This window comes from Gilliamella intestini (assembly GCF_900094935.1).
GTDB lineage: Bacteria > Pseudomonadota > Gammaproteobacteria > Enterobacterales > Orbaceae > Gilliamella > Gilliamella intestini.
Window position 1 is genome coordinate 68,804 of record NZ_FMBA01000004.1, and the last position, 15,363, is coordinate 84,166.

14 protein-coding genes, 1 tRNA gene and 1 pseudogene are annotated in these 15,363 nt (G+C 34.0%); 3 read left to right on the forward strand and 13 right to left on the reverse strand.

Annotation, left to right across the window (positions count from 1 at the left end; all coding sequences use genetic code 11):
- The 7 genes from GA0061080_RS01825 to GA0061080_RS01855 all read right to left on the reverse strand — a co-directional run bounded on the left by GA0061080_RS01825 (nucleotide 1) and on the right by GA0061080_RS01855 (nucleotide 7,211).
- The gene (locus GA0061080_RS01825) at nucleotides 1-1,431 is read right to left on the reverse strand and encodes a type II and III secretion system protein family protein (protein ID WP_091120068.1); all 1,431 of its coding nucleotides are present in this window, start codon (nucleotides 1,429-1,431) and stop codon (nucleotides 1-3) included.
- Nucleotides 1,432-1,433: 2 nt separating this feature from the next.
- Nucleotides 1,434-2,315: a CpaB family protein gene (locus tag GA0061080_RS01830; protein ID WP_091120073.1), complete on the reverse strand. Its 882-nt coding sequence runs from the start codon at nucleotides 2,313-2,315 to the stop codon at nucleotides 1,434-1,436.
- 38 nt (nucleotides 2,316-2,353) lie between these two features.
- Complete coding sequence (locus GA0061080_RS01835) at nucleotides 2,354-3,652, reverse strand: tetratricopeptide repeat protein (RefSeq protein ID WP_167349161.1); 1,299 nt, start codon at nucleotides 3,650-3,652, stop codon at nucleotides 2,354-2,356.
- 74 nt (nucleotides 3,653-3,726) lie between these two features.
- Nucleotides 3,727-4,602 (reverse strand): type II secretion system F family protein, encoded by an 876-nt coding sequence (locus tag GA0061080_RS01840; RefSeq protein ID WP_091120079.1) that lies wholly within the window; start codon nucleotides 4,600-4,602, stop codon nucleotides 3,727-3,729.
- A gap of 3 nt (nucleotides 4,603-4,605) precedes the next feature.
- Nucleotides 4,606-5,532 carry a type II secretion system F family protein gene (locus GA0061080_RS01845; protein ID WP_091120083.1) on the reverse strand — a complete coding sequence of 309 codons (927 nt, stop codon included), beginning with the start codon at nucleotides 5,530-5,532 and terminating at the stop codon, nucleotides 4,606-4,608.
- The gene (locus GA0061080_RS01850; RefSeq protein ID WP_091120086.1) at nucleotides 5,529-6,836 is read right to left on the reverse strand and encodes a TadA family conjugal transfer-associated ATPase; all 1,308 of its coding nucleotides are present in this window, start codon (nucleotides 6,834-6,836) and stop codon (nucleotides 5,529-5,531) included. The genes GA0061080_RS01845 and GA0061080_RS01850 overlap by 4 nt, the downstream gene beginning before the upstream one ends.
- A gap of 159 nt (nucleotides 6,837-6,995) precedes the next feature.
- Complete coding sequence (locus GA0061080_RS01855; protein ID WP_091120090.1) at nucleotides 6,996-7,211, reverse strand: Flp family type IVb pilin; 216 nt, start codon at nucleotides 7,209-7,211, stop codon at nucleotides 6,996-6,998.
- Between the two features lie 567 nt (nucleotides 7,212-7,778).
- On the opposite strand from GA0061080_RS01855, the gene GA0061080_RS01860 reads away from it, so the two are divergent.
- A complete protein-coding gene (locus GA0061080_RS01860) occupies nucleotides 7,779-9,095 on the forward strand; it encodes a sulfatase-like hydrolase/transferase (RefSeq protein ID WP_167349162.1) in 1,317 nt (438 codons plus the stop codon).
- A 508-nt stretch (nucleotides 9,096-9,603) separates the two neighbouring features.
- Nucleotides 9,604-9,968 (forward strand): annotated as a pseudogene (locus GA0061080_RS12880) (iron-containing alcohol dehydrogenase); the annotation flags it as partial.
- 86 nt (nucleotides 9,969-10,054) lie between these two features.
- Here the strand turns inward: GA0061080_RS12880 and GA0061080_RS01875 are convergent.
- The 4 genes from GA0061080_RS01875 to GA0061080_RS01890 all read right to left on the reverse strand — a co-directional run bounded on the left by GA0061080_RS01875 (nucleotide 10,055) and on the right by GA0061080_RS01890 (nucleotide 13,571).
- A tRNA-Gly gene (locus GA0061080_RS01875) sits at nucleotides 10,055-10,130 on the reverse strand.
- Nucleotides 10,131-10,202: 72 nt separating this feature from the next.
- Entirely contained in the window at nucleotides 10,203-10,460 is a 258-nt protein-coding gene (locus GA0061080_RS01880) for a DUF1145 domain-containing protein (protein ID WP_091120101.1), read from the reverse strand.
- Nucleotides 10,460-11,023: a 16S rRNA (guanine(966)-N(2))-methyltransferase RsmD gene (gene rsmD / locus GA0061080_RS01885; RefSeq protein ID WP_091120105.1), complete on the reverse strand. Its 564-nt coding sequence runs from the start codon at nucleotides 11,021-11,023 to the stop codon at nucleotides 10,460-10,462. The genes GA0061080_RS01880 and rsmD overlap by 1 nt, the downstream gene beginning before the upstream one ends.
- 13 nt (nucleotides 11,024-11,036) lie before the next feature.
- Complete coding sequence (locus GA0061080_RS01890) at nucleotides 11,037-13,571, reverse strand: PBP1A family penicillin-binding protein (RefSeq protein WP_439330212.1); 2,535 nt, start codon at nucleotides 13,569-13,571, stop codon at nucleotides 11,037-11,039.
- Between the two features lie 260 nt (nucleotides 13,572-13,831).
- Between GA0061080_RS01890 and GA0061080_RS13070 the strand changes: the two genes are divergently transcribed.
- Complete coding sequence (locus GA0061080_RS13070) at nucleotides 13,832-14,236, forward strand: protein YgfX (RefSeq protein WP_091120109.1); 405 nt, start codon at nucleotides 13,832-13,834, stop codon at nucleotides 14,234-14,236.
- Between the two features lie 45 nt (nucleotides 14,237-14,281).
- Here the strand turns inward: GA0061080_RS13070 and tusA are convergent, their stop codons facing one another.
- Together tusA and GA0061080_RS01905 are read right to left on the reverse strand one after the other, a co-directional pair.
- Complete coding sequence (gene tusA, locus GA0061080_RS01900) at nucleotides 14,282-14,518, reverse strand: sulfurtransferase TusA (RefSeq protein WP_065636932.1); 237 nt, start codon at nucleotides 14,516-14,518, stop codon at nucleotides 14,282-14,284.
- An 18-nt stretch (nucleotides 14,519-14,536) separates the two neighbouring features.
- A complete protein-coding gene (locus GA0061080_RS01905) occupies nucleotides 14,537-15,343 on the reverse strand; it encodes a Cof-type HAD-IIB family hydrolase (RefSeq protein WP_065636933.1) in 807 nt (268 codons plus the stop codon).
- Nucleotides 15,344-15,363: the final 20 nt, after the last annotated feature.

Sequence of the window (15,363 nt, forward strand, 5' to 3'; positions counted from 1 at the left end):
TTATTCAATAAAACCCATGTCGTTAATAAATTTTTCACTTTCATTAGATACAGGCACTGTTTTGCGTCGTTGCTTATCCATATTATTTTTAATATTAAAAAAGCTATTAATTACATCGGTACGTTCTAAAATTGGTAGCTCTACGCCATTAAAACTATTATTAGAGTTAACCAAATTAACTGTTGCAAATACCACCATTTCGGTCTTTTCACGACCGTTTCCTGCACTACGAGCCAATGCCCCTAAAATAGGGATATCACTAACAAAAGGAATGCGAGATAATGTTTCTGTATCTTGCTCACTAATTAATCCTGCTATTACAAAGCTATCACCATCAGATAAGTCAATAGTTGAACTGGTTTTTCGTGTTTGTAAAGTTGGAATATTATAGTTATTAAACGCATACGAACCAACAACCGAACTTACTTCGTTATTAATAAATAATCTAATACGTTTATCATTATTTACTTTTGTGCTGATATTTAACTTAATACCATACTCTTTATACGTAACGTTAGAGTCACCATCTTTACCAGTAGATATAATTGGAATTTCGCCACCAACTAAAAATGAGGCGCTTTCGCCTGATAATACAGATAAATTAGGCTGTGCTAAAATTTTAGCTAACCGATCATTTTTTATTGCACGAATCATGGTGACAATATTATGAATATCAAATCCTTTTTTTAGACCCAATAATGTAAATTCACCAATATTATTAGGCTTAAAATCTTGACCTTTGGCCATACTTTCCAAAGTTAAACTTTGCCATTCAATACCCAACGAATCAGTAAATGTTTTGCTCACTTCAACAAAGGTCAACTTTACATTAACTTGATATTCTTCAATTACTCTAATATTATCAATAATATTGTTATAGACATAATAATCCTGAAATGTAAGATCTATATCCCCAAACTCACCTGATGCTTTGCTTCGTATACGTTCCGCATTTTGCCCAACAAGTGTCCCTACAAGCGTGATAATTTTACTTTTTGTTGTCGTATCTGGCGTGGTGCCATTTAATACATAAACAAATTTACCATTTGCACCGCCGTTATCATAACGATCTATTGTTACGCTGCTATTTGGAAAATTTTGCGCTATTCTATGTGTGATTTGCGATAAAAGCGGATCAACATTAATAGTATCATTAATGATAATATTATTTGCATCATCATAAACGAGTAAACTAGTTCTACCATTTGATCTGCCATATATAATTAATGATTTACCATCAACAACTTCGTAATTAGCTACGCTGTCTTGACTAATAAAGACAGTGCCTACATTTTCAGGTAAAACAATTGTTTTGCTTTGCCCAATTTGTAAGTTATGAATATTAGCAAAAACCAACGAGGAAAAGCTAATAGATAATAAGCAAACTAGCTGTTTAATTGTGTTTATAATTGGTTTAATTTTTATTAGCATTCTTAGTTACCTTTTAGCAAATTAAGCGGTTTTTTCTTTTTTGAAAAAATCGCTTTATCCGTTAGTGGCCAGTTTTTTTCTTTGTCATTTAACAAACGTAATCCATCATCAATACCCCTTTTATAAGTACTTGGATACATAATAACTGTAGAGTTGGCCATTAGTGTTCTTAACAATTTAATTTCTTGATTTGAAAGCTCTAATTGAATTTGAGCCGTTTCTTTTCTATTCTGAAAGTTCGATTTAACTCCTTCAGTTAGATCAATGTAAATAATTTTTTTACCTACAATAATTGGTTTTATGCGATTTTTAGTAAAATTATCACTAGGAGAAACAAGCCTATCATTACCATAGCCTTTATTATTAGCGTTTGCTAATTCGTTGTCAGCATAAAAGACATAAAGATCGACAAGGTCACCGGCCTTTAGATTTTTTATTAAATAAGAATCAATTTCATCTATTTTGAACGGAAACATATAATTTCCATCTTTTAGTGCAAGTAGTCGGTATTGTTCTGAATTAGGCGAGGCAAGAAACTGACTTTCTATTACAGTATCTTTAGCAATATTGTTTATAGAAACATAAGTATCAATTGCCATTGCATCGCTGATATATTTGGATGCTTCGTTGCTTCCTGCTTCAACTTCAATTGATTTAAAATAGTAATCAGCCTTAGTCAAAATTGTATTTTTATCAATATCATGTTTTGCAACAGCGATTGTAATAGTTTGTTTTTGGGGCTCTTCTTTTTTAGGTTCTTCAACCACAACCTGCTGCTGAACCGATGGTTCAGTAACAGGTTCAGGCGATGATTTTGTAAAAAGTAATGCTAGCCCAACAAATAACATTAATATGTACAGAACTAGTAATTTTTTTTCTTTCATGCAAACTCCATATGATGTTATATTTATTTTTGTTGCATTTATTTATTTTCTAAATAAAAATCAAACACAAAGCACTTTGCTTTACAAGCATCAGGACCTGCATCAAAATCCTTCACTATTGAATTCTGCTTTGTTTTTATTTTTAAAATTAATTTTTTTTCAGCCGTTAAAGTTCCTGTTACATTGCTAAAATCACGATCACTACGAGCAATTCGATTAATGATATAGTTTATTCCCGCTTTTGGAAGCGTTACATCATAAAGCGATAACTTGAACTCGGTTGGAGAAATCTTCTCAAGCAAGTATTGATTTTTGCTCAATGGACTGACTGTTTCAAAGGTGACTCGACTGAATTTGCCGTGTTCACCGGAGCGAACGGCTAAAATAGTCGACTTAGTTACCGCCTGATTAGCTTGATTATTTTTTTGAGAACCTTTTTTAACGTCGGTTTCGGTTTCAGTGTCTAATTTTGCTATGTTCGCTAATTTAGCATTAACTTCTGACTTAGTTGTAGTTTGCGCTTTAGTTCCCTTTTTAGGTTTAATCTCGGTATCTGTTTTAGATACTTTTTGTAATGCTGTTTTTTCAATCGTATACTGTTTTTGACCTTCACTTTGTGTTGGCCTGATCTCATTAAACTTAACTGCATCAATTGGTTCAATTTGTTTTAATTCTTGAATTAAAATTTCTGGCTCATTCGATAACCTATGCCCTATACAAAATGACTTAGCTAATTGTATTTTGTTTAACTTTACCAAAGTGTAAAGTAAATTATGAAGAATGGTTTGATCACGATACCCTTTTGTATATAAAATATTTAGGTATTTATAAGCTTCATTATAATCTTTATTCAAAATTGATAGCATTGCCAAATTATTTGTGACTTTATTTTCGTCATAAAAGTTGTCTCTGGCCAGATTGAACGAATAACGTGCTGCATCATATTGTTTCTTTTTCAACAAAACGATACCTTTTACATTATACGCCTCACCATTTTTTGGGTTAATTGCAATAGCTTTGTCTAAATATTCTAATGCCGTGTCATTATTTCGCATTTTAGATTCAATATGCCCATATAAAACAAAAACATTATCATTTTTACTTTTCTTTAATACTGGCATTAATGTTCTTTTTGCAGCTTCAAAATCATGAGTAAGGTAATAAACTTGAGCAAGTTTATATCGAGTATCTTCGCTATCAGAACGTTGTAAACGTTGTTTATAAAGCTCAATTAAACCACCATAATTTTTAGTTGCTTCATGGACATAAATTTTTTGTTTGTCATTTAAATCGTATCTAACGGTACTATTTTGGCACCCAGTAACAATAAATAGCATTGAACATACTATAATAAATTTTGTGTTTATTAATTTTTTTACTTTACAATGTATTGAAAAATGGTTCATTGTTTCTACATCCTTTCGCTTAATGATGTGATAATATCCATGATGACAGGCCCGGCCACAATAATAAGAACAGGCGCTAAAAAAAACACCATCATAGGTAATGTCATTTTGGCTGCAATTGCAGCAATTTTTTCTTCTATAGATAATTTTTGCATTTCTCGCATTTCAGCTGATAAATCTAATAAAGCATCATAAATTGAATTACCATAGCTAATACTCCTTTTTAAGGTAATACAAAACATTCTAACTTCTTTACTTGGTACCTCTCGCTGAATTAAATCAATCGAGAGTTCAATACCATTAACATCCATCATTAAGCAAGCCCTTTCTAAAATAGCTGCCACATCTTTATTGATTGGTTTTACCCTTGTACTTAAATACCTAAAACCATTTTCAACGGTCATGCCCGATTTAACCATAATAGCCATCATATCAATAACCAATGGTAAGTCTTGTGAAATTCTTCTTATTCTTTTTGCTGTTTGTCTTCTTACTAGCTTTTCAGGCACAATAATGACTATAATAATAATGACAAATAACACAACCATTAACATATTAGAACCAAGTTCAATAAACGAGAATATCTGATTGGCAAGATAAAAAAGTGAAAATACGATAATAACAGCATATATCTTCCAACTATTTTGTTCTTGAAATTGGCGTAAAAAACTAAGGCTTACACTATTTTTTGCGGCAATTTTTTCAAAAGCAACATCTTTTTGGTTAACATGCTTTTTAGGTGCTTTTTTTTCTTGATTCTCATTATTTAATAGCAAGCTGATTTTTTGTTTTCTTTTACTTAATAAATAAGAACCAATTAACTCTTTGCAGCCAATATAAATTAAAATAATTGGAATTAATATATTTAATAAACTAGTCATAATTTAAACGATTTTATTAATCATTCCCTTTATAATGATAAAACCAATAGCCACACTACCTATGACATAGTACAAAATACCACGACCCACTGATGTATCCATTAAATAATCATAATGTGTCTGTGAAATTAATTTAAGTATAAATATAAAAGCAAAGGGCATACAGCCTAATATTGTCATCGTCATTCTTAATTCGGCGGTTTTACCGTCTCTGGTTTTAACTAAAACCTGATTGTTTGTTAACATTTTTGTTAACCGACTAAGCACCTCTTTTAATTCACCACCACTATCAAGGTTAACCATTACCGTTAAAATAAAAAAGTAATATTCAGGGAAAGGCAGTCGTTGATAAGAGTTCATTAAAACTCCTTCAATATTATCACCAATTTCTATTCGCTTATCTACTTCCTTTAATGTTTTACCAACAACGCCTTCAATAGAGTTGCCGCACGCTTTAAAGCTTGTTGTTATGGCACTACCCGATGCTACAATACCAGTAATGGTATTTAATGCTTCAGGAAATGTATTGTAAAATTCTTTTTTCAACTTTCTTTTTTTAAGAAAAAGCATAATAACAACCGTGCCAATACCACTAGCTAAAGCTACAGTATAACTATCATAATGAAGATACTGTCCATTTAATATTATCCCCACAACCGTACCGACAAAAATATAAACAAACAACCGACTTTTAGATTGTCCCATGATAAGTAGGTTATAATAAGATCGCATCATTACGTTAAAATCAAAGCTAATTCGCTGCCATAATGATTGCTGCCTTTGAGATAGTTGGCTTTCAACCAAACTAGACAAGGTAGTGTTTTTAACTTCAACATTATAAAAAACTTGTAATCGCTCTCTATTGCGTCGCCATGTCCAAATATTTACAGCACCGACAAGAATTAGAATAATTGAAAGAATCAATATCATATATTTATACCTGCTGCGTTGAACATTAGTTTTTCTAATACATCTGACATATCATAATATTGGGCACTTTCATAAAGGGCTGATCGCTTTATTAAGCCATTACAGACAAATTCACCTTGAATCTTACCCTGTTCGTTTCTTTCGTCATGAATTTTAAATTTAAATACATCATGCGTAACAATATTTTCAGATTCTAAACCGATAACTTCGGTAATACTCATTACTTTACGTTGACCATCAGGCAAACGAGAAACTTGAATAATAAAATTAACCGAGGAGGCAATATAGTGCCGAATTGCCACAATAGGTAATTCGGACTGAGCCATAATGATCATACTTTCTAAACGCGATAAAGCATCTCTAGCTGTGTTAGCATGCAAAGTTGACATTGAGCCGTTATGCCCTGTATTCATAGCTTGAAGCATTTCAAAAGCCTCTTCACCACGACACTCCCCTAAAATAATTCGGTCTGGCCGCATCCGTAGTGCATTAACTAACAGATCTTGCATCGTTACCCGTCCACGCCCATCTTCACCACCTGATTTGGTTTCCATCCTAAGCACGTGGTCTTGCTGTAGCCTTAATTCGGCCGCATCTTCAAGAGTAATAGTACGTTCATGTTCGCCAATAAAGCCTGATAATGCATTTAGCATTGTGGTTTTACCGGAACCAGTACCGCCTGAAACAATAATATTCATTCGACAACGCGCTGCAATGACTAAAAAATTAGCCATATCTTCGTTTAATGAGCCATATTTAATTAAATCGTGAAATGTTCGGCGACCGGTACCAAATTTACGAATCGACATTGAGGTGCCATCAATCGCAATCGGCGGAATAACAACATTAAGGCGGCTACCATCGGGCATTCGTGAATCGACTAAAGGATGTGCTTCATCAATATTTTTACCAACTTTATTAACTAACCGCCTTGCAATATCAAGCAGTTGGCGCTCGCTAATAAAAAACTTATCGGTTTTGCTAAGAATACCACCACGTTCAACATAAATGCTGAAAGGACCATTAACTAAAATATCATTAACTGATTCATCTTTCATCAATGAATCAATTGGACCATAACCAATAACTTCATCACAAATCATACCCGCCAATATATTTGACTCATCGGCAGTAATATAAGCATTGCCTGAATTGACAATATCTCTAATTATAGTTTGAATTTCGCGCAGGATTTTATTAGGTTCGTTTTTTAGTTGCTCAATTAAATCTAGATCAATGACTTGAAACACCAAATCACGAATTTTACCCCATTCATTAGAGAACTTAGTTTCTTCACTAGCCATTTGTATTTATTTCATTGTTTTTTTATGCTAACAAAGAGCTACTGTTATCACTACCAGTAACTCTCATTCTTATAAAAAAGCGATATAACACGCCATTTAAAAAAACTAAGATTTAGTTACAACTGCAACCAAATCTTACGTTTGTCACTTTTATACAGCTTAACTGAGCAAAGTTGCCATTTTAGTTTGTAGTTTGGTGAATACATCCTTTAACATACCTTCTACAGGACCACCACTCCCAAAGATAACTAATACAACAGCTGCAACACCCGCTGCGACGATTGCGTATTCGATTGCAGTAACACCTTGTTCGTTTTTAATGAATTTGCCTAAAAAAGTTCTTGCTTGGGCGCGAATCGCTGATAAATACATCATAATTTTCTCCTTAAATATTTCTTACATTTTTTATAAAATAATCTTACTCTCTTTACTGAAAGTAAATGAATTGTATAACATAATAAAAAATATTCAATAATTATTTCACAATATAAAAAAACATGTAAAATACATACCGCTTTTATTTTCATTAATTTGTAAAAATTCCTACAATTAAACAATATTTACATTGATTTATTATAAATAGTGATAAAAATTAACTATAACTATCATTTTTAACAAAAAATACTTGAATATAGGATTGGGATATATTTTATGAATTTATGTAGGATAAAAAAAATTCTTCCATCAATATTACTGCTATTAATCTATACTTTTATTGGTGCTATTTGGTCTTACTGCTATTGTAAATATCATTTTTATGATAATTCTACTGACTCCGTTTTAGATGATCTCTTTTTTTATATAATGACAATAACAACTTTATTTTTTATTATGATTGTACATAATTGCCTTTGTAGCGGTTATAAGCTTGTTGTTGTTTTGGGCGTTTTATTGTTATTCCTTTTTTTATCAGAAGTTAGCTATTTTATTTTTTATGGAGACATGATATCAGACAGCCTACTTGATTCTATTGTCGAGACTAATTCTTACGAACTACTCTCAATGGCTAAGCAAGCCTTAATGATAATTGGCCCTGCGTTTATTGCGACTTTGCTTATTTTATTTATTCTTAAAAAATTTGTTTGTATTAAATTTAGACTTTTTATTCCTATAACCATTTATGTGCTTATACTGTTCACCCTTCTTTATTATTTAGGAAGCTATTCAGTAATAAAATCTGATCTAAAGCGTGGGGCCTATAAACCTGCTATTGGTGTAATGCGTAAATGTTATTCTGCTGTACTGGCTAATTTAGCCTATATTTTAGTTAGTTATACTACAACAGATATCTATTCAAATAGTCATGAAATTGAAAAGTTTAATGATGCTGTTCTTTTACCGCCTAATAAGCCGGATAACGACTTAATTGTATTTATTATGGGGGAATCTTCTTTCGTAAATCGCTATAGTAGCTATGGTTATCATAAGCAAACTACGCCTTTTATGACCAATATTTTTAGCCAAAATGGCGGGTGTATTATGCCAAATAGCCACTCAGCTGCAGCCTTTACTCGAGATTCGATACCAATGACACTCTCATTTAATGTACCTGAAAGTGATGATAATTTATTTAATAATAAATCGATTATTGAAATGGCCAAATTCAACCATTACAAAACCTATTGGTTGGCATCTAAGAGGCAAGTAATTCAAGGAACATTTAATACTAAATTTGGTTTTATTGCTCGTAAAAGCGATGTTGTCTCTTTCAGTGAAGAAAGCCTCGATATTGGTTTAAGTCAATTATTAGAAGATACCCTACAAAAAGATGATGCCCCCCCAAAATTTATTTTAGTGCATTTGCGTGGTAGCCATCAACCTTATGAAGGCGATTATGATGACATTGATAAACAGGCTTTACCTGATGCTGAGGAATATGATCTAACTGTTCACCATACCGATCGTACAGTTAAAGCGTTATATGATGTTATCAATAAATATAGTGATAACTATACTATAATTTATACTTCAGATCATGGTGAAATTGTCAATGTTGGGCATGGTATAGGGGACAATGTTGATCAGTTTCTAATCCCTTTTATGTTTATATCAACCAATCCACGTTATAACTGTGAGTATATTGAATCGTTTCGTGGGGAAAGTGGTTATTTAAGTGGGCTTATGAATAAATATATTTTATCTAATCTTTTGGGTTATGAAATTGATCAGGCGACTCTTAATAAAGAAAAAGGTAATGATCGAGTTGTTATGCCTAATAGTACTGTTAGGCCTTTTTCAGAAATTCTTAACAAACATTAAGTTGTTACTTGCTATAGGTTGAGTAATAAGTTAGGAATATACTATCGATTTTATACAAAACCCAATGAGGCTAAATGCCTCATTTTTATTGTTACTGATTTAGTCTATTTATAGAAATTAGTTAAGTTGGCTATTCGCACTTTAACAAATAGATAATCAATTTAAAAACATTTGAATGCCCTTTGCGACTTGGATAGTAAAGGTAAAATGAATCATAAGTAATGGCAAATTCAGCCAACAACTCAATCAATTCGCCCGATGCTAATTCTTACTCAACACTAGAACGAGCAAGCCAAGTCATACCTAAACAATGTAAATCGGCTTGCTTGCGCAAATGATTATTAATTATAAATTGCGAATGCGGATGGCATTTAACCATTTTTCCTGCTTATAAAAATTCCCACGGCAATTCAGCGCCATGCCCAAAGATATTCGCATACCAATTAAATGGTGATTATTCAAATCGTTAACACAAATTGGTACGGTATTTTTCTGCAAATAATCGGGGCTAGCGACAACAGGTAGCGAAATGAACAATGGAGGCATTATCACAAACGAAGACACAAAACAAAAATACCCAATCCATGGATTTTGTTTGTTCCCTAAAGTTTCGGTGATTAACCCTAAATTAACCCTAAACTACAAACCACAGTCAGCCGCAATTATTTGGTGTATTCGGCCACTGATATTATTGCTCATTCTATTGAAAGATACTTTACCGCAAGTGTGCAATCGAAACTAATTAATTTACAAATCGAGGCCAACATAAAAACCGTAATGTGCACAACCGAACGGCTACTGCAAGATCCAATGGACTTAGATGTGCGTGGCGAATTTGCTTGGGCTGCAACCTTAGCCTTAAATGGCATAACTTAAAATTGGTAATTGATAACACAGCACAAAATGCGGTTGATTGGCAAATAAATTCGAAAAGTTTAACAACGTTATGCATCATGAATTGGAGCGGGAAACGAGGTTCGAACTCGCGACCCCGACCTTGGCAAGGTCGTGCTCTACCAACTGAGCTATTCCCGCTTATTGAGGTGCTTGGAAAGAAGTGGTGAGCATTATACAAAAATTTTTGTATCTAGCAACCACTTTTTATTATTATTTTTTGTCTTTCCAACTAAGTGATTCAAAAACGCCAAATAAAAACAGGCGCAATACTTTGAATTTGTCTTGTTTTTTTTCTTGTTTGGTCATGGTTGAGTTTAACATCCATGCTTGCAAACCATGAGTAACCGCAAAAGCGATTAACCCTACAATAGCAACCACATTCGCTGGTTTTGGGTAAGGGCAAATTAGGTTAAATAATAAAAATAGCCACATCAATGAGTATAAAGTTTTGCCAATAAAGATGAACATTAATTATCTTCCCGTATAAAAAGGTAGCTGTGAACTTGGCCGGCGGTCTTTTCACGATGTAAGCACCAATGAGTTGGGATGTAAGTTGTTAGGTCATACCCTATTTCTGTTTCAATATAGATATAAGCAGATGGTTTGAGCCAATTATTTTGCTCAAGTTGGCTGACTGCTTTGGCAACCAATGATTGATGAAACGGCGGATCGATAAATACCACATCAAACTGTTTTGAGGCTGGTTTGTTTAGCCACTTTAGAGTATCAGTATGATAAATATCGATAGCATCGCTAGCAATCAGTTGTTTGTTTTTATTGAGTAGCGTAGCAACTTGTTTGTCTTTTTCAAGCAAGGTGACGTTTTTGGCACCTCTTGATGCGGCTTCAAAGCCAAGTGATCCACTACCTGAAAAACAATCCAAACAATGGCTACCATGGATAACCGGCATTAACCAGTTATATAGGGTTTCTTTAATGCGATCAGTAGTTGGGCGTAGTCCTTGCTTATCAAGCACCGTTAATTTTCGCCCTCGCCACTTTCCGCCAATAATTCTTATTGAACCATTCATTTTAAGTCCTTTATCAGAATAGTTCTGATGTGTTGCCCTCTGAATCAGTTACTTTTGTACCGACTTCTTTTGTCGCATAACCCGTTGGTTCAGTGCCTTTGATGAAATATTCTGACATGGTTTTAGAGCCTGAGCTAGGTAATAAGCCTGTTTTTTGATCGATAGTAACCGAAATTACATTGTCAGGTTTTACATCTTGTTTTACAGGAACATCTTTTAGGGCTACTTTCATATAATCAACCCATATAGGATTTGCTGTTACAGCGCCCGCTTCGGCGCGGAATGTTCGACCTAAATCACGACGGTGATCATCAAATCCCATCCATACGGTGGTCACAATATTGCCACCAAAGCCTGAAAACCAAACATCTTTAGATGAGTTGGTTGTTCCAGTTTTACCACCAACGTCTTTCCTGCCGAGTGCTTTTACGCGCCATGCCGTACCCTGCCAATCTGAACCACCAAATACAATGGATCGAAGGCCATCTTTCATAATAAATGCAATACCACTATCGATTGTATGCGGAGCGTATTTTGGTGTGTCATTTGTATTGTTATCATTTGGGTTGATATTAGGCAATACTAAATCGTCGTCAGATTTAAGGTTCGCTTGTTCAGGCTCTTCGCTGTCTGTTGCGTTGGCTTCGTTTTCGACATTATCTAACGACACCACTGGTTTGTTATCCTCGGTGACGACTTCGTCATTACAAGTTTGGCAAGCAATCATTGGTTGATGTTGATAAATCATGCCGGTGCCATTACTATATTCTATCTTCTCAATCAAATATGGCGTAATTAAGTAACCGCCATTAGCAATAACCGAATAGGCTCTTGCAACTTGTAACGGAGTAAACGAGGCCGAACCTAATGCTAATGATTCATTATGTGAGATGTTTTCTTTAGGGAATCCAAAGCGTTCTAAATAATTTGCCGCATAATCTATACCAACGGCACGCAAGGCTCTTACCATCATGACGTTTTTAGACATTCCTAAACCGATTCTTAACCGTAATGGGCCTGCATAAGTTGGTGGTGAATTTTTAGGCCGCCATGTGGCACTGCCCGTTGATCGGACAATAGGCGCATCATTAAGAAGTGTCGCCATTGTTAGCCCTTTCTCTAAGGTTGAAGCATAAATAAATGGTTTAATGTTAGAACCTAATTGCCTTAGTGCTTGTGTGGCTCGATTAAATTTACTTAATTTAAAATCATAGCCACCCACAATTGCTTTAATTGCGCCATTGTCTGAATCAAGTGACACTAGCGCAGCATTAACTGCAGGGATTTGTGCTAACTCCCAGCTTTCCGCCGATTTTTTAACCCAAATAAGTTGCCCTGCTTTGAGCGTATCAGATACTTTTTTAGGGAAGGCTCCTTGTCTTGTATCGCTAATAAATGGCCGTGCCCATTTCATATTTTGGTATGTAATCGTTATAGTACTTTTATCTGATAGTACCGCTGTTGCTTCTTTATCTGATGATGTCATAACAATCGCTGGGCACATGCCGCTATAGCATATATATTTGTTAAGCGTTTGCTGGATTTTATCTGTTTCCCATGCAGTTTCGTTAGGTTGCCATAGGACTTTTTCAGCTCCACGATAACCATGTCTGATGTCGTAATCAATAATATGTTTTTGTACCGTTTCAGTCGCCGCGATTTGGTCAGTTTTTGAAATAGTTGTATAAACTTTATAGCCGTCTGTGTAAGCTTTTTCGCCAAATTTATCATACATAAATTGGCGTGCCATTTCGGCAACATAAGGGGCTGAAAATTCGATTTTTGGCGAATGATAGCTTGCACCAAGCGGTTTTTTAATGGCCTCGTTATATTGTGCTTGGGTAATATAGGATTGATTTAACATACGTCCTAATACCCAATTACGTCTAATTAATGCACGATCAGGATGAGCAATTGGATTATATGCCGATGGTGCATTAGGTAAGCCCGCTAATAAAGCGGCTTCGTCAATTGTTAATTGATCGGGTGTTTTGCCAAAAAAGGTGTAAGATGCAGCAGCAACGCCATAGGCTCTTGAGCCAAAATTGATCATGTTAAGGTATAGTGTCATGATCTCTTCTTTCGATAGTTCTTTTTCCATACGAATCGCGAGGATTACTTCTTTTGCTTTCCGTGCAATGCTCTTTTCAGGGGTTAGGAAGAAGTTTTTGGCAACTTGTTGAGTGATAGTACTACCACCTTGAGAAAACCCTTTTTGTTTTAAACCAATATACATAGCACGAGCAATACCTATTGGGTCAATACCAAAATGTTCGTAAAATCGTGAGTCTTCTGTTGCGATAACTGCGTTAACGACTATTGGCGGGATCTCGTCATATTTTAACGGTGTTCTGCGTCGTTCACCAAAAATGGCAATTAATTCACCATCTTTACTTAGCACTTGCATTGGTGTTTGTAAGCGAACATCTTTTAATGTTGCAACATCAGGAAGATCCTTAGAATAATAACTATATCCTGCGATGCCAATAATTAAGCCACAAAGAAATAGGCCTATGAATAGTTTTAGAATAAATTTTAGCACTCTAATTAATATCACAAATCTTTCCTATCTACATTTTTAAAGCAAAATAATGACATCAGAAGCCTCTCTGCGCCAAATTTAGTGAAATTGTCTTTAAATAAGGAACATCACATTAATACAATACAAAGTGATAATGATTGTTCACTCATCTTTTAAAATAAAACATAATTAAATTGTGTGTATTATCTCCCATCTTTAGTTTTATTTTAAGCATTTTTTAACAAAATTATGAAATAATTCTATTTTAACTAAGCTATGGAAGTATTATGTGGAGCACAAAACTAAGTGTATCAAAAAGGCAATTACTGATTTCAACAATTTTTTATTTAATACTAATTATACTTTGTTTAGTCATGTTTGCTAATACATCTTTAAACGCTTATACCTTTATTATCATTCCATTGTTGCTAATAGAATGGTGGCGTAGTGTGTGTTACTTGAAAACAATTAAAAGGGAATTTGCATTATTTCACTATATCAATCAAATATATTGGCACAAACAACGCTGGCACCTAATACATAAGCCATTGATATTCCGTTATGTTGTTATCTTAAATTTAAAATCTCGACACAATGGAAAACATAGTACACTTTGGTTAATGGTTGATAACCTTCAACCTAATGACTGGCGAACATTACGCTTTTATTTAAAACAAATCGAATTCACTTGATACAACTACATACTTTTCTAAACTTTTTGCCAAAAAGATTTTTAATTAATGCGACTTTTTAATCCAATATTGATATGGTTCAGATTCTATCTGTAATGAAAGTAATTCGTGATCCATATGACGGCAAAAGCTAGGAACATCGCGCGTTGTGGCAAAGTCATCCGCAATAACATAAAGAACTTGCCCTATGGCAAGTTCTCGGATGGTCTTTCTAATTAGCATAATAGGTTCAGGACAACGCAATCCAAGCGTATTAAGTTCTTTGTCGATAATTATGTTCATGTTTAAATACTTTGTTAATTATAAAAATAGCTTACTTAAATAATGGGGCACTGCATCTTGAGCATTCGATCCAATGACTTCTAATTCTGGCAATAATTCTTTTAATTCTGTACTACCATTTTGCATTATACATCCTTTACCTGCTGCTTTTAGCATCTCATAATCGTTCATGCCATCACCAAAAGCGATGCTATCTTTCAAGCTGTAACCAAGTTTTTCAACAACTTTTTTTAATGCACTGCCTTTAGAAACATTTTCGGCCATAACTTCAAGGCAATTTAATGTTGAAAAAGCAACACTTATTTTATTGCCAAATTTTGCCTCTAGGCGATTTTTTAGCTGAACAAGGTGTTGGTAAAGAGCATTATCAGTCGTTGTAAAATAAATTTTAGCAATATCAGTAGTATCAAAGTCAAGTGGGTTGAATAATTGATAAGTAAACTGCGTATGGCGATAAAACTCTAACGAAAATGTATCTTCTTTATTAATTAACCAATCATCACCACGATATAAGTGAGTATAAATTAGCGGATCATCCATACTCATTTGAGCAATTTCGCTTGCAAGCGATGGGTCAATGCTTTGGCTAAAGACTAAATTACCTTGGCTATCATGCACTCTTGCACCATTTGAGGTTATCATAAAAGCATCTATTTCCATGTTTTCGCGCATTTGTGCAACATCAATATGGTGTCTGCCAGTTGCAAAAACAAAGTGAATGTCTTTTTTACGTAGAGCTTGAAGAACTTGTTTGGTATAAGGCGATAAGTTATGTTCAGGAGTTAATAAAGTCCCGTCTAAATCAGAAGCAACAACATGCATAATATTCTCGACTTTTCTAATAA